Raw genomic sequence first — 20,587 nt, 5'->3', positions numbered from 1 at the left:
TATGCGTACAGATAGCAGCTACGCCCGGTCCGGCGCAAACGGAAATGGATAAGCGGCGGCGCAATATTGGTTTTATTGCGCGGACATCGAACTTTCCAGTGTTCCACTGCACCTAACCGCGTCAGGTACAATGCCGATTGCTGCACGAAGCAATCGCGTGGTTTTTAAGGATGAGGTGGTGATGAATATCAGAAATCTGGGTTTGCCCTTGGTCGCAGTAGCGGTTCTGGCCCTCGCCGGCTGCTCGACGCAAACGGTTGTGACGTTGCAAAACGGTACTCAATACCTGACCAAGGACATGCCGAAAACCGAAACTGAAGATGGCTTCTACGAGTTTGAAGACATCTCTGGCTCCAAGGTGAAAGTTCGCTCCGATGAAGTCGCTACGGTTCGCGAGGAAGACTGAGCCTGGCACTGATTAGCGCGACTCTGTGGGAGCAAGGCTTGCCCGCGATGGCGGCATCATCCGACATCACCGTTGTCTGATCCGACGTCTTCGCGAGCAAGCTTTGCTCCCACACAGTCAGCGACCTACACAAGTTTTGCTCGAGCTTCGCTCCTGCATAGATTTCCTGCCAGTCACCGGATCACCGCCCCCATTCCCCGTAGGGCGATGCCGGTTCACGCTGTGGTCCGAAAAAACGTCAGATCAGAACTGCCAATCCAGTGTCAGACCCATCCCGTGGTCTTTCTCGCGAGAGCCAATCAGGCCGTTGTAATCCAGGCTCAGGCGCGTATCGCGACCCAGCGCCAGACCCGCGCGAGCGCCGACCACCGCGGCATTGCGGTCCAGAGACACACCCTGCACGCTGAACGCGCTGTTGCCGTTGGCGAACGCCAGGTGGTCCTCAGAACCTGTATCACTCAAATTGTGCTGCCAGCCCAGCGTCGCTGCCAGTTCAAGCTTCTGCGTGTCCGACAGCGCGAATGCCTTGCTCGCCCGTACACCGAGGGACGACAGCACGGCGTCGCGGTTGTCTTCGCCGCCCTTCAACGCGGCGACATCACCCTTCTCGGTGAAGCTGTCGCGGTTCAGGTGCACGTACGCCAGGTTGGCAAACGGTTCAAGCGCCAAAGGTTGCAGGTCGAGCCGATACGCCGCTTCCGTGAAGAGTTGTGCGGTGGTCGCGTCGCGCTTGGATTTCTGTTTGCCACTGACCTCGGCCATGTGCAGATCACGTTTTACATCGATGCGATGCCAGCTGTAAGCACCGCCGACGCTCAGTCGCAGCGCATCGATTTCATGACCCAGGTAGGCGCCCAAGTGGTAGCTATCGACCGAAGCGGACGAATGCGTGCCATCGCCCATGCTCAACGAGCTGTCGCTGTACCCGGTGACAAAACCCAGGCGGGTGTCTTCAGTGATCAAACCGTCGACACCGGCCAGCAGCCCGCCGATGGAACTGCTGGAACTGGCCTGGTCATGGCCGCCATCACTCTTGCCCCACGCGCCGAGCACTTTGACCCAGGCATTGCTGCGGTCATCAGTCGGCGCAGCAGCGTCGAACAGATCACGCTCACGTAAGCGCTCGCCGACTGCTTCGCGCAGGTAGCGACTGTCGTTGATCAGCAGCGTGCCGAGCGCCGGATGGATTTCGCCGGACAGTTGCTGGAACGCTTGTTGCGCGACGTTCGCAGTCGGCGACAACAGCACACTTTCATACAGCGAATTCCCCGCGCCCAGCCCTTCAACCGCCGCTGCGACCGAACGCTGATTGGGCGTCTGGCCGACGTCGGCGAAGGCTGTGGCGTTGCGTTCTACCGCCAGTTCGATAGCAGTCGCGGCGTAATCCAGCGTGCCGCCAATGAACAGGTAATTCGGCACGATCGCGCCAAATCGACCTTGAATACCGCCCGCCGCTTGCAGGATGTTGTAGCGATTGCCCAGCAGTGTGCTTGTTTCGGTGGTGCTGAGCACGGTCGGGCTGTTTTCCAGAGACAGGCTCACGGTCGCGCCATCGATCACGGCGATGCCGCCCGCGACGATTTGATCACTGCGGGCAGGCGACAACTCCACCGCGTAGGTTGAGCCTCGCTCGAAGGTCACGTCACCGGCCACTTGCAGGGTGCCGATGGAATTGCCGGGGGCCACGCTGCCGCCGCTTTTCGCAGTCAATGCGCCGATGCGCCCGTTGCCACCGAGTACGCCGCTGTCGTTAACGGTGACGGCCGAGAGCAGCGAACCATTGATCGCCAGTCGGCCCTGATTGACCAGGGTCGGGCCGGTGTAGGTATTGGCGCCGTTCAGGACCAGCGTGCCGATGCCTTGCTTGGTCAGGCCGCCATGGCCGGAGATATCGTTGCGCCATACATCCAGGCCGCAGTGCACATCCGTGCACACCCGCTGGGTGGGTTTGCCCGCGTCGATGATCGCGCCGATGCCTGGCAGATCAGCGACAAACTGGCTGGCACCGTAACCGCCTTCGATGCGGAACGCCTCGGGAATGTCTTGCTCAGTCACGAACATCCCTGGACCGTCGATGCCTTTGCGCAGGTTGATCATGCCCCAGCCATACAGTGCGTCGATGCCCGGCGCCCCCATGTCGGTGGCCGTGGTACGCAAGACGCTGGCGACCTGGGCGCCGGTCATGTAGGGGAAGCGTTCCATTAACACCGCCACCGCGCCGGCCACATGAGGGGCGGCCATGGAGGTGCCGTTTTTGTTGCGGTAGCCGACAGTCAGGTTATCGGCGCCGGTGCCATCGACGATTGCGCTGAAGATCGCCGTGCCCGGCGCAGACACGCAGAAGCTCGCGGTGTAACCGCAGCGCGAGGAGAACGTGCTGATGGTGTAAAGGTCGGCGCTGCTGAGGTTCGGGTTTTTCTGCAGGGCCGCCACGGTGACCCAGTTGGGCGCTATTTGCGGCACGAAATAACCGAGGCCGGCGATGGCGTCCGGGTTGTTGAGGTTGTAATCGTTGCCGGCGGCAAAGATTGTCACGATGCCAGCGCGGGCTGCGGCGATTGCGCCGTCATAAGCGCCGCCCTGCCGTGTGCCGAGGATCGGATTGATCTGGTCGAATTGCAGTTGCGCGTCCTGCACGGTGAAATGCGGATACGCCGGGTTGCGCCCGCCCAGATCGAATCGGTCGGTGATGCCGATGCCCCAGCTGTTGTTGATGATGCGCGCGCCGCTGGCAATCAAGGCATCCCATCCCGCCTTGTACACGGCGCCGTCGTTGCCGAGGATGATGCCATCTTCAGGCCCCGGGTCGCCATTGTCGGCGCTGATGATTTGCGCGCCATAGGCCACGCCGTGCATGGGATTGCCGTCACGGCTGCCGGCAGCGATGCCGCCAACGTGTGTGCCGTGGTCACCGAGCTTGCCGTTCGAACCCACCGAGAGTGAGCCGTCATAGCGGAACGCGTCCCCGGCTTTGACCGGGATATACGGGTCGGTGTACTCACGAATGCCGCTGGTGACCAGGGTGATCACTTTCTGGCTGCCGGTAAATTCCGGGTGCGCTGCATAAACCGGTTGATCGAAAATGCCGAGTTTTACACCCTTGCCGCTGTATCCCTCCGCGTAGGCGTGCTGAGCGTTGATCGCGCCGAGCCCCCAATCGGCATTGAACTCGGCACTGCGCCAGCTCTCGGGATTGCCGGAAGCGCCGGTTTCAACATAGGGCGCGGCATGCACGCTGCTGGCGGTTGCCAGTGCGCAGAGCAAGGCGAGGTTGTTGTATTTGTTATTCATCTAGCGACTGTCCTTAGTGGTATTGAGAAAAATTCCCTGTGCTTTGAAAAGCACGCTTTTTATGAACATCTGGGGTGACTGCTTCGCAGCCGGACGCAGCCTTCGGCAGCTGCTACATGTATTGCGTAAACCCCGGTCCTGTAGCAGCTGCCGAAGGCTGCGTCCGGCTGCGAAGCAGTCGTAAAATCAGCCCCCACGTGTTCAGGTTCTTGGGCCGCGCCCGAAGGCTTCGTCCACCTTTGCCAGGTCCTGCGCACTCAGCGTGCCGGCGTAGTAATGCAGCTTCGTCCAGGCCATCAGGTAGTCGTAGCGTGCCTGGGCCAGATCGCGGCGGGTGGTAAATAGTTGTTGTTGTGCATTCAAGGCATCGAGATTGACGCGCTCGCCGCCGAGGATGCTTTGCCGGGTCGAGATCACCAGCGCTTCGGCAGAACTCAGGGCTTTCTGATAAGCGCGCAACTTGCTCACCCCCGACAAACAAGCGCTGAACTGTCGGCGCAACTCGATCAGGGTTTGCCGGGTCTTGCCGTCCAGTTCGTAGTCGGCCTGCTCCATCACGCGGCTGGCCTGGCGAGTCGAGGCCGATACGCCACCCCCGGCATACAGCGGCACACTGATCTCGACGCCGATGGTGTTGGTCTCGTAGCGCTGGTTATAGGTGTTGCCGCTTTCCGACTCGTTCTGGCGCACCGTGGCGTAGGCGCTGATTTTCGGCAGATGCCCGGCACGGTTGCGCTCGACTTCATAGCGCGCGACTTCCAGCGCCTGACGCTGAGAAGCGAGGTCGGGATTGTTGGCCACGGCCAGTTCATGCCAGGCGTCATAACCCGCTGGTTGCAGGGTGAACGTTTGAAAGTCCGGATTCATCGGCCAGAGATCGGCGATGTCGAACGCCGCCACGCCCGTCAGCGCACCAAGTTCGCGCAGCGAGGCATCCTGTTCATCGCGGGCTTCGATTTCTTCAGCGCTGGCCAGTTCGTAACGCGACTCAGCTTCGAGGATGTCGGTGCGGGTGCCCTCGCCCTGACGGAACATCTCCCGGTTCTGTTGAAACTGTTGCTCGAACGCTTTCTTCTTCGCCAGGGCGATGTCGATCTGGTCTTGAGCGAACAGCGCCCTGGTGTAATGTTCCAGCACGCGCACCAGCAGCTCCTGACTTTTTCCGCGAAAGGTTTCATCGGCGAACAGCGACTGCGCCACGCCTTTGCGATACGTGGCGTAGGCCTCGTAATCGAGCAACGGTTGCTGCAGCGTCAGCGATGATCCGTAGCTGTCGTAGTTGCGCTCATCGTTCTGCCGGCGGCCACGGTCGTTGAGGTAGGACACATCGGAATTGTTCCGGCCCTTGTTGTAGCTGTAACCGAGCTTGGGCAACAACCCGGCGCGGCCAATGGCACGGTTTTCCAGGCCCGCATCGCGCTCCTTGATAGCGCCGAGAAACACCGGATCGTTGCGCAATGCCTGCTCATAAACTTCAAACGGCCCCATCGCCAGTGCAACGTTGCAGCTCGCCAACGCAAGGGCTGCCGTCACCATCAAAAGCTTGTTCATACAACGCAACATCCTTATTGCTCGGTCAATGCAGAATTCGCCCGGTCCAGCAGCGGTTTGAACAGGTAGTTGATGAGTGAGCGCTCGCCCGTGCGCACAAACATTTCTGCCGGCATGCCGGGCCGGATTACCAGGCCATTGAGTTTTTCCATGGCCTGATCGCTGACGCTGCTGCGCAACACGTAATACGGTGCGCCGGTTTTCTCGTCGAGCATCTGGTCGGCGGAAATCAGGCTGACTTCACCGGGAACCCGGGGCGTGCGGCTCTGGTTGAAAGCAGTGAAGAGAATGTCCACCGGCAAATGGGTGCCGACCTTGTCGATCAGGTTGATCGGCAGATGCCCCTCCACTTCCAGGCGGGTGCCCTGCGGAACAATTTCCAGCAACGTCTCGCCCTGGCGCACGACGGCGCCTTCGGTATGCACGCTCAGATTCACCGCAATGCCGTCGGCAGTGGCGATGATCTGACTGTGCCGCAGGTCGACACCGGCAGAATTCAGCTGTTCTTCCAGAGTGACGGTTTTCAGCTGGGCGTCGGCCAGTTGGCTGCGCACTTCCTTTTGATATTCATCGATGTGCTGCTGCTGTTTCAGCCGTGACTCAATGATGCCCTGCTCGACGCGACCACTCTCGCCGCTGTTTTCGGCCAGCTGCTGCTGCACTTGCGACAGCTGCCGCTGGTACTCCATCAGACGGTTGCTCGGGATGTAGCCGTTATCGGCGAGCGGCTGCAGATTGCTCAACTGCTGCTGCAACGAACTGGCTTGCGCCGTGAGGTCGCTGCGCGCACGACGCATACCCGCCAGTTGTGCGCCGGCACCTTCGATGTTGGCGCGCAACGCCGCCTGTTCCCGCGAAAACGCTTCGCGGCGGCTGCTGAATAACTGCCGCTGACCTTCCAGCACCAACGCCAGACGCGGATCGGCAGCATCGCTCAACTCGCTGGGGAAGTTCACGTGCGACAGGTTGTCCCGCTCGCTTTGCCAGCGCGCCAGGCTGGCCCAGGCCATGCGGTATTGCGCTTGCAGCGACTGCACATCGGCGGCAACCTGCGTCTGGTCGAGCTGGAACAGCGGCTCGCCCAGCTTCACCACCTGCCCCTCGCGCACCAGAATGTGACTGATCACACCGCTGCTCATCGACTGCACAGCTTTGCGCTTGCCGGAAACCACCACGGTGCCCTGCACCGCAATGCCCTGATCGAGCGGCGCCAGGCTGGCCCAAGTAAAAAAACTGCCGGCGCCGACAATCGCCAGAACCCAGCCCATGCGCGCGAAAAACCCCGCATCGCGTTCAGGTCGTTCGCTGATGTATTGGTGTTCCATGTTGGCTTCCTCAACGCTGCTCATACACCCGAACTCCGTGTCATGGGTTGATACTGGCGGCTCATGCTCAGCCCGGCCGGTGTCGGCGCAGCTTTCACCTCGTGATTGCCGGACAGTGCCTTGAGCACCTCATGGCTCGCGCCGAAGGCTTGCAAACGACCTTCATTGAGCACCAGCAACTTGTCGGCCTGGGCCAGCGCCGAGGAACGGTGAGTGACCAGAATGACGCTGGTGCCCTGAGCTTTCATCTGTGCAATAGCCGAGGTCAGCGCCGCTTCACCCACGGCGTCGAGGTTGGAATTGGGCTCGTCGAGCACCACCAGACGCGGCTTGCCGTACAAGGCTCGCGCCAGGGCGATGCGTTGTTTCTGACCACCGGAGACGCCGCTGCCAGCCTCGCCGAGCAGCGTGTCGTAGCCTTGCGGCAGGCGCAGAATCAACTCATGTACGCCTGCCTGCTGCGCAGCCGCGACCACCATTTGCGCATCGGCCTCGCGGAACCTGGCGATGTTTTGCGCGATGCTGCCGCTGAACAATTCGATGTCCTGCGGCAAATAGCCGATGTAGGGGCCGAGATCGTCGCGATTCCAGCGATGGATGTCCGCGCCGTCCAGCCGAACGGTGCCGCCGAGAATCGGCCAGACGCCGACCAGCACCCGGGCCAGAGTTGATTTGCCCGAGCCGGAGGCGCCCAACACCCCCAGCACTTCGCCGGCAGCGAGCTGAAAATCGAGCAGATGAAGTGTCGCGTTGCGTTGCCCGGGCGGCCCGGCGCTGACCTGCTCGAAGCTGATCTGGCCGTTCGGCGCAGGCAGGGCCATCGCCTCGTCGTTGGGCGGGAACGCTTGCAGTAAATCGTCCAGGCGACGGTAGGCGAGTTTGGCGCCGCTCCACTGTTTCCACACGGCGATCAACTGGTCGATGGGGCTGAGTACTCGACCCATCAGGATGGACCCGGCAATCATCATCCCCGCCGTCATGTCGCCCTTGATCACCAGCAACGCGCCCAGGCCCAGCACCAGCGATTGCAGGCACAGGCGCAGGGTTTTGCTGACAGAACTGATGATTGCACCGGTGTCGCTGGCCTGATTTTGCAGGCCGAGGAAACGCGAGTGCATCTCGAACCAGCGGGACCGCAAGGCACCGAGCATGCCCATGGCCTGAATGGTTTCGGCATTGTGCAAATGGCTGGAGGCCAACTGGCTGGACTTCTGCGAAAAAACCGCGGCTTCGCCCAAAGGCTTTTTAGTCATGGTTTCGTTGAGGCACGCCAAACCGATCAGCAGCAATGCGCCAGCGGTTGCGAACACGCCCAGCCACACATTGAACAGGTAGATCACCAGCAGATACACCGGGAACCACGGAGCATCGAAGAAGGCGAACAACGCCGGGCCAGTGACGAACTGGCGGATGTGGGTCAGGTCCCCCAGTGACTGCCCGGCATTGCCCTCGCCCTTGAGCAGATTGCGTTCAAATGCCGCCTCATAAACCCGCAAATTGAAGCGGCGTTCAAGTTGGCTGCCGATTCGAATGACAATAAAACTGCGGACGATTTCCAGCAAACCAATAAAGACGAAGAAGCCCACGACCATGAGTGACAACATGGCCAGCGTGGTTTCATTCTGTGAAGACAAAACGCGGTCATAGACCTGAAGCATGTATATCGAGGGGACTAACATCAGGATATTGATCAGCGCAGTGAAGCAGCCGACGCTGATCAAAATGCTCTTGTAGTCACCCAGCGCCGCAATTAAGGGCGTGGTGACCGAACTGTTTGCCATCTTCATGGGGCTCTTCCCTGAGGGATTATTCCTCGCCTGCCTGGCAAGGTAGTGCTTACACTTTCATAACAAATTAATTAAGTGCCGCTCATACTCATTGCACTTCACGTTTAATGATCACAACAAGTCCGGACCGCAACCGAGTTTGATAATGCCCATCGCGCTGCCGACTCAGGAATAGCACTTTCGAACCTTCGGCCCTGGTGATGGCGATGCCGTCGGGTTCCGGAAACCAGCCCACGACTTTTTCGCCTGCCCAAGCGCTGAGACATTCGGCGCCCTCGCCCAGGGTCTTTTCCGCCAGCAGTTTGAGGGTGCAGGCATTTGAAGGTTTGTCCTGTTGTGCCTGCGACTCGGCCGATTCGTTGTCGCCGGTCAAAGTCGCTTGCCATAGCCCGGCAAGTTCCGAAGGGTCTGCCAGTTTCAGGCTGGTTGCCATGGTGATATCTCCGTAAAACATGATGAACGTCGCCAATAGCCACGCGGTGTTTCGATGGGTGAAAACCGGTTGGATCATAAGTTTGTCACTCCTCGCGGATGCAGAAAGCAGCGCGTCTGCGCCGCCCTCCTTTGCGCTTCACATCACGCGGCAATGTCCGAGACTGCCGCCTGGCCTACGGTGCTGACGAGGAAATCAGCCACGCCATGGCCAGAGAAGTCCACCGCCAACTGGCTGTTGCCGCCAGACGAGCTCAACACCGCATCGCCGGCCGCGCCGCTGAACGCATTCACGAAGTGCAGGCCCGCGCCTTTGGTGATAGCGGTCAAGTCGATCTTGTCCAGGCCACTGACGAAATCAAGGATCTGGTCGATTGCACCTGGCTTGGAATCGCTGCTCGCGGCGAACACAAAAGTGTCCGAACCTGCGCCGCCCCACAGCTTGTCCGCGCCGCCGGCACCCCAAAGGATGTCATTACCGGCACCTCCCTTGAGTTCGTTGGCCGCACCGTTGCCAATCAGCAAGTCACTGCCAGAACCGCCCAAGGCGTTTTCGACCGATACACCTTTGGCAATCGACACGTTGCCTTTCATGCCGCCAACGTCGGAGAATGAGGCTTCATTAAGGTTGATTTTCTGGTTCTGGGTGAAACCGGAAAAGTCCAGAGTGTCCTTGCCGCCCGCATCCCAAACCGAGAACACCACTTTGTCGGACGAGGAAGAGGCGCTCAGAAAATCTCGCCCGGCGTTGGAGTTGAAGCCGTAAGTGGTGTCGCCGGTGCGGGTGGTGGTATTGGCGCCGTAGAGCTTCTGGATGGCGGCAATGTCATCCATCAACGGGCCCGCGGCGTAGGCTTCGACGCCGCCCTTGGTGAAATCCTGGGCGGTATTGCTTTCACTCCAGTAGCTCATGACGCTGTAGCCGCGAGTGTCCTGCCCGTAGGTAGCGTCGTTGTAGGTCGGATTGCCGTTGCCCGCGTTGTAGTCGCCGGGATGGGCGAGGCCCAGGGAGTGGCCGATTTCGTGGGTCAGGGTCTGACGGCCGTAGTTGTTCAGCTCCGGGTTCTGGTTGGCCGTGTAGCTTCTGTTGGTCAGGTACCAGGAAGTACCGTCATAACCGGCACCCGTTCCTGGCAGGTAGGCAAAGGCCGCTGCACCATCCTGGCCACCGCTGTAGTTGCCGAAGGTCATGTGCGAATCGCCGCCCGTGGCCTTTTCAGTGAAGGTCACTTTGGAGACGTCTGCCCAGGATTGCATCGCGAGTGCGGCCTGGGCTTTTTGTTGGGCGCTGAACTGGCTGAAGCCGCTGATCCCGTGTTTGTTCATGACGCTGGATGAAGCGGAAGTCAGGAACGTGTAGGTCAGTTCGATTTTGCCGCTGCCATCCTTATCCTGATAGGCAGCGCCGTCGCGCAGCAACTGCGTGGCGGCCTGATCGACCGAGTACGAGGGTTTGCCATTGACGGTCAGATTGCCACCACGGTCATATTGATGGGCGAATGTATTGATCTGGTTGTATGCAGTACTCGCAGCTGCCAACCCACCGAATGGCTGGAAGGCCTGCTCGGCATTATCAATAGCGGTGTTTTTTAGTTTCGACATAAACACACTTCCTTGTTTAGCTATGGTTCAGTTTTATGGAATAGAACGATCTCCGGCGAGATCGTCCAATCACTCGCGCAATGAAGGCGAAAGAAAACTGACACAATTCGAAATCAACCGTCTACTGATTTTTTTTGGATGCAAACACGATTGCCACGGCAAGTTTCCCCAATTGATCGCCCTATTAGAGCTCTATAGTGAGCAATAACAGGGATTTTTAATAAGCGACCATTCAAACTTGAATTTAGAAATCAAATAACGGCAAAACCGGTTTGTGTCTATCACGTCTCATTTCTCGGGTCGGAGAAATATCACAACGTACAACTGACCTGTAGCAGCTGCCGAAGGCTGCGTCCGGACATGCCGGAGCCGAACGCAGGTTGCGTCCGGCGCAGATCCCAGTCGTCAAATTTTCATAACCAGCACGCGTCCCAGAGTGGGTAGTCATGGACGCGGGTGACCAGGCCGGCACGTATGGGGTTGGCTACAACGTATCGGGCAAGGTGTTTCACATCATCCTCTCGCCGAACCGCTCGATCGTGGTAGCCCTTTTGCCACAGTCGCTCTCGCCGGCCCAAGGCCTGATTAACGGCAACACTGCTTCGCGATTTGATACGACGCATAAGATCGGACAGCGTTTTTTGGCGCAGCTCCACCAAACAATGCATATGATCCGGCATCACAACCCACGCCGAAAAATCCGCCCAACCCTCCTCCTGTGCTGCACGAAATTCCCGAACAACCAACCTCCCCAACCGCCAATCACAAAAAAACGGCTGTCGTTGATCAACGACAGCCGTAAGCAGATAAACCCTCCCAACCCCTGAAAACCGACCGACCCTCAGACGTCCTGCACTCGTAAATATCCGCATTCCATTGCCTCCAACCCGTTCCTGAGAGGCAAGAATCTACCGCGATACCAAACGCCCGACAGGCACCCAATCCTTACAAAATATGCCTCAACTCCCCGTGCGAATCTTGTTCCACAACCGCGTGCGAATCCGGTCGATGTTCAGCGGCATGGCCTCCAGCGCAAACAACTTGTTCATCATTTCCGGGCTTGGGTACACCTTGGTGTCGTTCTTGATCGCCGGATCGATCAGGTTGTCCGCCTGCTCGTTGCCATTGGCGTAATGCACGTGGTTGGTGATGCTGGCGGTCACCTCCGGGCGTAGCAGGTAGTTCATGAAGGCGTAGCCGGCCTTCTCGTCCGGCGCGTCAACCGGCATGGCGACCATGTCGAACCAGATAGGCGCACCTTCTTTGGGAATCGCGTAGCCGATTTCCACGCCGTTCCTGGCTTCCTTGGCGCGGCTATCCGCTTGCAGAATGTCGCCGGAGAAACCGACCGCTACGCAGATGTCACCATTGGCCAGGTCGCTGGTGTATTTGGACGAGTGGAAATAGCTGACGTAGGGGCGGACCTTCATCAGCAACGCTTCGGCTTTTTTGTAGTCTTCCGGGTTTTTACTGTGGTGCGGCAACCCCAGATAGTTCAGGGCGGCGGGCAACATCTCCGGGCCGTTATCGAGAATCGCAACGCCGCACTTCTGCAGTTTTTCCATGTACTCGGGTTTGAAGATCAAGTCCCAGGAATCCACCGGCGCATTGTCACCCAACACCTCTTTGACCTTGGCAACGTTGTAGCCGATGCCGGTGCTGCCCCAGAGGTACGGAAAACCGTGCTCGTTACCCGGATCGTTGGTCTGCAACGCCGTGAGCAACACCGGGTTAAGGTTTTTCCAGTTCGGCAGCTGGCTCTTGTCGAGTTTCTTCAGCGCCCCGCCTTGAATCTGTCGGGCCATGAAGTGATTGGACGGGAACACCACGTCATAACCGGATTTGCCGGTCATCAACTTGCCATCCAGGGTTTCGTTGCTGTCGTAGACGTCGTAGCTGAAGCCTATACCGGTTTCTTTCTGGAAATTCTTCGTGGTGTCCGGCGCGATGTATTCCGACCAGTTGTAGATTTTGACCGTTCCGGCCGCGTGACCGAGGGTCGCGACCAGTGCCAGTGGGGCCAGTGTCAGTGTCTTGCGATTCATGAGTCGATTCCTGTAGTTACTTTTGTCTTTTTTAGGGCTGGCAGGCAATCAAAGGATCAAGGTTCAGAAAATCAAAACGTAGCTCTTGCGCACGGTTTCCTGGATGTCCCAGATACCGAGGGTGTTGGCCGGTAACATCAGTGCGTCGCCCGCTTCTATGTGCAGGGTTTCGCCGTCGTCCGGGGTGAACGTGCAGCGACCCTGAATGAAATGGCAAAACTCCTGGGCAACGATCTGCCGCCGCCAGCGACCCGGCGTGCATTCCCACACGCCGGTTTCGACGCCATCGTCGCGTTCAACGCTGGTGGTCGACGCCACAGCGACCGGGGTGCCCAAGGGCACGGCCACCGGGTTCGACTCCTGCAGCTCAAGGGTGGCGGTGTTTTTGAATTGGGTGATGCTCATAGGGTTACCTCGATGAAGCCTTTGGATGAAAAGCGTGGTGATTACTGCATGAAACCTTCCATGAACCCGGCCACGCGGGTGGACAACGTACGCCGCCACGGTGGGCTTGCCGGGTTGGCCAGCGTCTGATCCTCGTGGACGAAGCTGCGGATGATCGCGTTGTAACCGAGCCAGCGGCAGGGTTCCGGTTCCCACGCCTTGAGCGCCTGAAGGCCACCCTGAGTGATCACCCAGGGCTGACTGACCAGTTCGCTGTCGCGGTGCAGAATCAGGTGCGCCAGGGTTCGACCGGCCAGGTTGCTGGCCCCCACGCCTTCGCCGCCGTAGCCGCCAGCAAGGGCAATGCCGCTTGCCTGGTCGCAGAGCATGTGCGGCTGGAACCGCCGCGACATCCCCAGATTGCCGCCCCAGGCATGCGTAATGCGCACGTCCTTGAGTTGCGGAAACAGCTCGCTGAACAGGTAACGGCGCAGTTCAACTTCATTGGTGGTCAGGTCAAAGTCATGGCGCAATTTGCCGGCGAACTGGTAGCCGCCGCGCGCGCCGAATACCAGACGGTTGTCGGCAGTGCGTTGCCCATAGGTCACTTGACGGCTGCTCTCGCTGAACGCCTGGCCGTGGCTCAGACCGATAGCGTCCCAGGTCGCAGCGGGAAGTGGCTCGGTCGCCACAATCAGACTCTGCACCGGCAACTGATAGCGGCCCAGCGGAGGCAACGTCGTGGCGTAACCTTCTACGGCCGGCACAACCCAACGGGCACGAACCTGAGCCTTGTCAGTGCGCAAACTGCCCGAACGCCAATGGGTGACCGCACTGTTTTCGTAGATCTTGACGCCCAGGCGCTCGACCGTCCGGGCCAGCCCGCGCACCAGTTTCGCCGGATTCAGCGTGGCGACGTGCGGGGCGTAGATGCCGCCGTAAGGTTTGGCCACGCGGACCTGCTGCGCGAGTTGCTCACGGTCGAGCCAGCGATAATCGTGCTCGGTGAGCCCTTGGCTGTAGAGTTTGTCGAGGTACTGGCGCAGGCTGGTTTCCTGCTCGGGATAGCGTGCAGCGCAATACAACACCCCGCCTTTACGGTAATCGCAGGCGATGCCTTCACGCTCAAGCACCACCTCCACTTCATCGGGGATGCTGTGCAGCAGGTCGTAGGAAGCACGCCGTTGCTGCGGCGACAGATCGGCAAGCAAGCGGTCTTCGCCAAGGATGTTGCCCATCAACCAGCCACCGTTGCGCCCGGACGCACCGAAACCGGCTGTCTGCGCTTCGACGATGGCGATGTTCAACTCAGGTGCCAGACGTTTGAGGTAGTAAGCGGTCCAAAGGCCGGTATAGCCGGCGCCGATGATCGCGACGTCGACATCCAGATCCTGCTCCAGGGCCGGACGTGCACTTAACGGCTCGTCGAGTTGGTCCATCCATAAACTGATGTTGCGCCACGCCGACATGCCAGACTCCATCAATCAAACTTCGATGGCGTCGATCCTAGTGCGGGGTCTCAGGGATTGTCTTGCGCGCGTGCACGCAAAGAAATTTGTTTGACGTAAGCCTTTGGCGACTGCCCGGTGTGCTGACGAAAACAGCTGTAGAACGCCGACAAGGAATTGAAGCCGGCGGCGAAGGCCAGGTCGTCGATGCGTACCGGCGTTGTGGCCTTGTCCAGTGCTGCGAGCAAGTGTTGCAAGCGTGCCTGGTTGACGTAGCGATAGAAGCTTTGACCGAGCACCTGGTTGAGCAGATAGGAAATCTGATTGCGGCTGTACCCGCTCTCCTTGGCCACCCGTTGCAGGTCGAGCGCAGGGTCAAGATACGGCTGCTGACGCTGGAAATATTGTTGCAGGTCATCGGCCATAAAGCTCAACTGGCGCGGTGACAACCCCAGGCGACTGACCGCTGGGCGCTTCGCGGCGGCACTGGTGCCGACGTGATGCTCATGCACAAGAGACGCGTACTCATTGATCCGCCAGATCAGACCGTCTCGTACGGTAATCGCCTCGCTGGCCCGAAACGACACCAGCCCTTCACCACCACGCAAGGTGATGCGGTATTGAATGAACGCCGTGTTGCCATCCAGACGAATTCGGTCCGAATGCTCAAGGGCCTCGTCCGGATCCCGCGGCATGCTGCTGCGCACGTACTCGCGCAATTCATTCAGGCCCATGACGCGGTCCTGGAAGAAGTCGTTGTATTGAACCTCGGGGTGATACAGCGCCATGACCCCGTCCAGGTCCCGGTGTTTCCAGCGCAGGTGATAGCGCATGACGGTATCGCGCGTGGCCTCGGTCTGCAGCGGACCATCATCATCGACGTGCATAGACGGCTCTGTACGGAAAACCCGAGCTTGCCGAAATTCGCTGCCCCGATCAACGATCAATCGATAATGTAGTTTTGTTAGACAATGCCACGCTGTGACCCGGATCAAAAAAAACGGAACCAATCGCCAAACGGCCTGAGAAATCCACATTTATTTCACATCCAGATGCTACTTTTAATGGCAGTCACCGGTTGAGCCATTGAAGGCTCTTCCCTCCTAACATGAGCTAACGGAAGCGCTCGATGATGCAGGTGGGCCACACATGAACAAGGGCTTCAGCAACAAGGTTACCTTTCCAAACGCCTGCCAGCTGATGCGCTGGCATTTTCATCCCATGGGATTCGAGGCGAGCATGGATGCGCCGGGCAGCATGATTGCCCGTCTGTTTGACCGTGCCAGTGGCGAGACCATGATTGCCATTGCCGGCATTCCGTGTGCGACGGTGATGAACGCTGCGGATGTCGAGCGAATCATTGAAGCGGTTGAGGATGAGCTGGAGGCGTTTGTGCCATCTGCTGCGCTGCGCAGTTATGCGTGAAGCTCAGTACATGATCCTGTAGCAGCTGGCGCAGCCTAAGTCCAGCTGCGTAGCAGCCGTCTACTCCAAAGACCGTTTACCTGACCCTGCTGCGCAACGGGACGCAGGCTGCGCCGGCTGCTACAAGTTATGTTTAGCGGCACACAGCGCTTACATGCCCCGATGATCAATAAAGAACGGTTTGCTCTTGTCCACTCGATCAGAGGCCTTGGGCATATTCGCCGCTTGGGTGTCGGACGCATCCACATACCAATAGCAGTGGCTCACCGCACGAGTGATGCCGACATACGCCAATCGCAAAATCTCATCCTTCTGCGCGTTATCGTAGGCTTCGTTATCGCCGGCCTTGCCTAATCCGGCCATGCAGTACACCTGATTCTTGTACGGCGAACTGGTCAGATGCTGGCAGTCCCCAAGCAGGAAAACGGCATCAGCCTGCAGGCCCTTGGCACTGTGGTAGGTCAATTGTTTCAACCTGCGCAATTCGAATGGCAAGCTAGAATCAGCATTAACTACGGACCGGATGTGCTGTTCGATCAATAACTTATCGCCACTTTTTCGATACAGCATAAGGATTGAATCGCCCTGTTTGTAGTGATCCATCAGCCTCGCGGCCAAACCCTGATCGTCGCGTTCCAGGACTTCTACCGGCAGCAAGGATTGCGCCTGACCGCTGGCCTTGGCCTTTTTCCCGGCAATAGCGGGCGCTGCACGCACGATGTGTTCAGCAGCATCAATGATGTGCTGGTGGCTGCGGTAGTTTTCGCTGAGCATGACTTTAGTGCTGCTCGGCGACGGGAATTCCTTGTTGAATTCCATGAAATACGTCGGCGAGCTGCCCCGCCAACCGTAGATCGACTGCCAGTCATCACCGACGCACAACAAGGACGACCGCTGCGCACCGCGACCTACGTGCATCGCCGGGCCACGACTGCGAATCTCGGCGAGACTTGCCCGTATCCAGGAGACGATCTGCGGTGAAACGTCCTGAAATTCGTCGATCATCAGGTGCGACATGGGTCGCAGCAATTCATCGCTCAACAGCTTCAGGTTTTCCGGTGAATGCTCGCTGAACAGAGCGAACATGCGGTTGTACGTCATGACTGGCGGCTTCTGGTCCAGCAGGTGATCTTCCAGCGCGCGCCAATACAGGCTCAGAGCCTCGAAAAAGAAACGATCCGGATCGTCTTTGGCGAAACTCATCTGGCCGACAGCGTTGGGAACGTCGAGCCCGAGGTTCTCGATGAACCCGGCTGCCGCCACAAAACAGTCCAGCAACGGCGCAGAACCCAGCTCACCCTTGACCTTGTATTCGAAGCCCGGGCCGGCGCTGGCATCGCCAGCCACTGAAGCCAAAACGCGTTTGGACATCTCGTAACTATCCAGCCATATCAACGACTTACGGCAGAAAGCTTGAAACAGGGTACGTTTTACTGCCCATTCTGCACGGACCGATAATTTGGAACCTGGCCGGCTGACCTGCGGGTTTTCGCGAGGATCGAACCCCAGCACTACCCAGGCATCCAGGCTTGGAATGTAGCCATGGCTATGAAAAATAGAGCCATTAATATCGAACGTCTGGCGCTTTGGCTCGATGCCCTTGATCGGCCAGGCACCGGCGCCGAACCACAAATCCTCGATCAGATCGCAGAGTTCTTCGTCGCGCTTGGCCGCCAATTCGGTCACAGCCACACGCTTCTGCACGTCGGGGTGATCGCGCTCCAGCTCCTTGAGTTGCAAGGCATGCCGGGAAAGCGGTTTGATCAGCTCGCGGAATCGCTCGTCATTGGTATGCAATTGGTGATAACAGGCATTGAGTTGCTGACGTTGCGCGTCGTTGATGCGCAGATCAAATGGGTTGCTGTCGACATCCTCATCCTGACCCTGTGCGCGATGGCTGAGGTTTTCGAACGCCTGCAGGCGCTCGAAGCCCGGCAGGCTACGGACCATCGGCAATATGCGCGAATGGAAGGTGCGCACCAGCTCTCGCGCCTCTACAGCACTGATTACCCGCCCCCACAGCGCGAATAATTCGATCAATTTGTTGATGAAGTCCTTGCGCGATTCTCGAGTGAACGTCACCACGGTCATCGAGCTGAGTTCAAAGCCCAGATAATGGCTGAGCAGCAGAATACGCAGCACCAGCGTGGTGGATTTGCCCGCACCTGCGCCGGCAATCACCGAGGTTGATGGCGTATCGCTGAAGATCATCTTCCATTGCGCAGCGCTGGGCTGCACGTGGGGCGCCAGCAATCGGGCGACGTCGGCCTTCATGCGTTTCTTCAATTCTGCCGTCAAAGGCAGACGCCAGTCATCGAACAAATTGTCATCGATGTTCGGCGGACGGTGCTCAGTGGAGCGCGAATCGCGGATAAGCAATACCTGCCGACCTTCCTCCAGCCCCTCCAGCTTGCCTTCTTTATAACCGTAATCAACGCCGGCGCTGTGCCCGCTGCGGAAACCATCCGCCTGCCCGTGCAGCCAGGACGCCCGGTGCTGAGCGCGTAGACGGGTCAGGCCATGCCCGAAAAATCGCGCGGCCAAACGTTTGATTAGCGGCATCTCGGCCAAGGGACGTAATTCGGGAGGAAGTTCGGGGGTGTGTTGCGGCACGCGGGCTGACTCCAGGGTGTGAGGCTGTTGAAGCTATGGTGTGCGCATTTGCTTTTCATTTCTAGTGAAATGCTTACAGGTCATTGGCTTATGCGATGAAGTGAAGGTGGCGTAGGAATTGAAGCACCGCTCTAAACATCAAGTTAATCGATCATAGCGCGGCAGTTTTTGCGCTTTTTATCGATGGATACTTGATTGATGATGCTCGCCATTACCACCCTATCCAGGAGACGAACATGCTCGAACTCAGACCTTTCAATCGACTGGGCGGCGCCCACCATGGCTGGTTGGATGCCCATCACCATTTTTCGTTCGCCGAGTATTACGACCCTGAGCGTATGAACTGGGGCAACCTGCGCGTGTGGAACGACGACATCATCGCTGCCGGCACGGGCTTCCCGAAGCACCCTCACCGCGACATGGAAATCATCACCTATGTGCGCGAAGGGGCCATTACCCACGAGGATAATCTGGGCAATAAAGGCCGCACTGAGGCAGGCGATGTGCAAGTCATGAGCGCTGGCACCGGCATCGCTCATAGCGAATACAACCTGGAATCGAGCGAAACCAAAATCTTCCAGATCTGGATCATCCCGAACGAAGCCGGGGCAGCACCTTCGTGGGGCGCCAAGCCCTTCCCCAAGGGGCAACGCGAAGGCTTTGTGACATTGGCCAGCGGTAAGGCCGGCGACGATCAGAGCCTGCGAATCCGTGCGGATGCGCGCTTGGTCGCGGCCAATCTAAAAGCGGGCGAGTCGGCTGAATATCGCCTGGACAATGGCCGACGCGCTTACCTGGTTCCGTCCACCGGCGTCATTGAAGTCAACGGCTTGCGTGCACAAGCTCGAGACGGTGTTGCAGTGGTCGATGAGCAAGTATTGCGGGTGACGGCGGTTGAAGACAGTGAAATTGTCTTGGTCGATTTGGCTTGAATGGCTGAATGCCGCGCAAAAAAATGGGCGACCGTGGAGGTCGCCCATTTTGTTTCAGGCCAGTGCTTCAGCGCCTAAAGTGACGTCTTCGCGAGCAAGCCCGCTCCCACAGGGTGCTGAGTACTGGCGGGCGTTCATTCACTTAGCGGAAATAGCGCCATCCACCAGCGTTTGCGCTTCGGCCACCAACAGCTTCAGATGCTGGTCGCTGACGAAGCTCTCTGCGTAAATCTTGTAGATGTCCTCCGTCCCGGATGGACGCGCCGCGAACCAGCCGTTCTCGGTCATGACTTTCAGGCCGCCAATCGCCTGATCATTACCTGGTGCATGGCTGAGGATGCTCTGAATCGCTTCACCAGCCAACTGCGTAGACGTGACCTGATCCGGCGACAACTTGCTCAACAGCGCTTTCTGCTCCGGATTGGCCTTGGCGTCGACGCGCACCGAGAACGGTTCGCCCAGTTCATCGGTCAATACGCGGTACGCCTGGCTTGGATCGCGACCGGTGCGCGCGGTCATTTCTGCCGCCAGCAGGGCTGGAATCAGACCGTCCTTGTCAGTGCTCCACACGCCGCCATCCTTGCGCAGAAATGACGCGCCGGCACTTTCTTCGCCGCCAAAACCCAGCGAGCCATCGAACAGGCCGTCGGCAAACCATTTGAAACCGACCGGCACTTCGTACAGGCGACGACCCAGACGCTTGGCGACACGGTCGATCATCCCGCTGCTGACCACGGTTTTACCGACGGCGGCATCGGCGCGCCATTGCGGACGATTCTGGAACAGGTAGTCGATACTCACCGCCAGATAATTGTTGGGCGCGAGCAAACCGCCAGACGGCGTCACGATGCCGTGACGATCGTGGTCCGGGTCGCAGCCGAACGCTACGTCAAAGCGGTCTTTCAAGCCGATCAAACTTTGCATCGCATGGCTGGACGATGGGTCCATGCGGATCTGGCCATCCCAATCCACGGTCATGAAGCGGAACGTCGAATCGACCTGTTGGTTGACCACTTCCAGGTCCAGACGATAGTGCTCGGCAATTGCCGACCAGTAGCGCACCCCTGCTCCGCCCAATGGGTCTACGCCCATACGCAGCTTGGCGTCGCGAATGGCGTCAAAGTCGATCACGTTGATCAGGTCAGCGACATAAGTGTTGAGGTAGTCGTGGCGATGGGTAGTGCTCGCCTTCAGCGCCTGTTCGTGGCTGATGCGTTTGACCCCGGCGAGCTTGTTGCCCAGCAGTTCGTTGGCCTTGGCTTCGATCCACTTGGTGATGTGCGTATCGGCCGGGCCACCGTTGGTGGGGTTGTACTTGTAACCGCCACTTTGTGGTGGGTTGTGCG

At 58.8% G+C, this 20,587-nt stretch carries 16 protein-coding genes; 3 read left to right on the top strand and 13 right to left on the bottom strand.

Going from position 1 to position 20,587, the window contains the following annotated elements:
• The first annotated feature begins 181 nt into the window (after positions 1-181).
• Positions 182-406 (top strand): YgdI/YgdR family lipoprotein, encoded by a 225-nt coding sequence (locus DU29_RS0102195; RefSeq protein WP_028620225.1) that lies wholly within the window; start codon positions 182-184, stop codon positions 404-406.
• 243 nt (positions 407-649) lie between these two features.
• Here the strand turns inward: DU29_RS0102195 and DU29_RS0102190 are convergent, their stop codons facing one another.
• From DU29_RS0102190 to DU29_RS0102140, 11 genes are all read right to left on the bottom strand, one after another.
• A complete protein-coding gene (locus tag DU29_RS0102190; RefSeq protein WP_028620224.1) occupies positions 650-3,697 on the bottom strand; it encodes an autotransporter serine protease in 3,048 nt (1,015 codons plus the stop codon).
• Between the two features lie 201 nt (positions 3,698-3,898).
• On the bottom strand, positions 3,899-5,260 hold the full coding sequence (locus DU29_RS0102185) for a TolC family outer membrane protein (protein ID WP_028620223.1): 1,362 nt from the start codon (positions 5,258-5,260) through the stop codon (positions 3,899-3,901).
• 2 nt (positions 5,261-5,262) lie between these two features.
• Positions 5,263-6,597 carry an HlyD family type I secretion periplasmic adaptor subunit gene (locus DU29_RS0102180; protein ID WP_028620222.1) on the bottom strand — a complete coding sequence of 445 codons (1,335 nt, stop codon included), beginning with the start codon at positions 6,595-6,597 and terminating at the stop codon, positions 5,263-5,265.
• Positions 6,594-8,360 carry a type I secretion system permease/ATPase gene (locus DU29_RS0102175; protein ID WP_028620221.1) on the bottom strand — a complete coding sequence of 589 codons (1,767 nt, stop codon included), beginning with the start codon at positions 8,358-8,360 and terminating at the stop codon, positions 6,594-6,596. Before DU29_RS0102175 ends, DU29_RS0102180 begins: the two co-directional genes overlap by 4 nt.
• Before the next feature lie 88 nt (positions 8,361-8,448).
• The gene (locus DU29_RS0102170; RefSeq protein WP_028620220.1) at positions 8,449-8,871 is read right to left on the bottom strand and encodes an AprI/Inh family metalloprotease inhibitor; all 423 of its coding nucleotides are present in this window, start codon (positions 8,869-8,871) and stop codon (positions 8,449-8,451) included.
• Positions 8,872-8,936: 65 nt separating this feature from the next.
• A complete protein-coding gene (locus DU29_RS0102165; RefSeq protein WP_028620219.1) occupies positions 8,937-10,394 on the bottom strand; it encodes a serralysin family metalloprotease in 1,458 nt (485 codons plus the stop codon).
• Between the two features lie 413 nt (positions 10,395-10,807).
• Complete coding sequence (locus tag DU29_RS1000000131075; RefSeq protein WP_081832416.1) at positions 10,808-11,266, bottom strand: REP-associated tyrosine transposase; 459 nt, start codon at positions 11,264-11,266, stop codon at positions 10,808-10,810.
• A gap of 87 nt (positions 11,267-11,353) precedes the next feature.
• Entirely contained in the window at positions 11,354-12,439 is a 1,086-nt protein-coding gene (locus DU29_RS0102155) for a polyamine ABC transporter substrate-binding protein (protein WP_028620217.1), read from the bottom strand.
• Positions 12,440-12,502: 63 nt separating this feature from the next.
• Entirely contained in the window at positions 12,503-12,844 is a 342-nt protein-coding gene (locus DU29_RS0102150; protein WP_028620216.1) for a cupin domain-containing protein, read from the bottom strand.
• A 41-nt stretch (positions 12,845-12,885) separates the two neighbouring features.
• Positions 12,886-14,292, bottom strand: a complete 1,407-nt coding sequence (locus DU29_RS0102145) for an NAD(P)/FAD-dependent oxidoreductase (RefSeq protein ID WP_028620215.1) — start codon at positions 14,290-14,292, stop codon at positions 12,886-12,888.
• A gap of 50 nt (positions 14,293-14,342) precedes the next feature.
• Positions 14,343-15,158 carry an AraC family transcriptional regulator gene (locus DU29_RS0102140; protein ID WP_028620214.1) on the bottom strand — a complete coding sequence of 272 codons (816 nt, stop codon included), beginning with the start codon at positions 15,156-15,158 and terminating at the stop codon, positions 14,343-14,345.
• 262 nt (positions 15,159-15,420) lie between these two features.
• Here DU29_RS0102140 and DU29_RS0102135 point away from each other — a divergent pair, with 262 nt between their 5' ends.
• A complete protein-coding gene (locus tag DU29_RS0102135) occupies positions 15,421-15,696 on the top strand; it encodes a DUF1652 domain-containing protein (protein ID WP_028620213.1) in 276 nt (91 codons plus the stop codon).
• 150 nt (positions 15,697-15,846) lie between these two features.
• On the opposite strand, the gene DU29_RS0102130 is transcribed toward DU29_RS0102135, so the two are convergent.
• Positions 15,847-18,309 (bottom strand): UvrD-helicase domain-containing protein, encoded by a 2,463-nt coding sequence (locus DU29_RS0102130; protein WP_028620212.1) that lies wholly within the window; start codon positions 18,307-18,309, stop codon positions 15,847-15,849.
• A gap of 236 nt (positions 18,310-18,545) precedes the next feature.
• Between DU29_RS0102130 and DU29_RS0102125 the strand changes: the two genes are divergently transcribed.
• Positions 18,546-19,241: a pirin family protein gene (locus DU29_RS0102125; RefSeq protein ID WP_028620211.1), complete on the top strand. Its 696-nt coding sequence runs from the start codon at positions 18,546-18,548 to the stop codon at positions 19,239-19,241.
• A gap of 138 nt (positions 19,242-19,379) precedes the next feature.
• Here DU29_RS0102125 and DU29_RS0102120 read toward each other — a convergent pair.
• Positions 19,380-20,587 (bottom strand): phosphoglucomutase (locus tag DU29_RS0102120; RefSeq protein WP_028620210.1); only part of this gene is annotated, 1,208 nt, incomplete at its 5' end.

Origin of the sequence: Pseudomonas sp. Ant30-3 (genome assembly GCF_000690905.1) — a bacterium.
Taxonomy (GTDB): Bacteria; Pseudomonadota; Gammaproteobacteria; order Pseudomonadales; family Pseudomonadaceae; genus Aquipseudomonas.
Note: the sequence above shows the minus strand (reverse complement) of the source record. Positions and strands in the feature narration are given on the sequence as shown.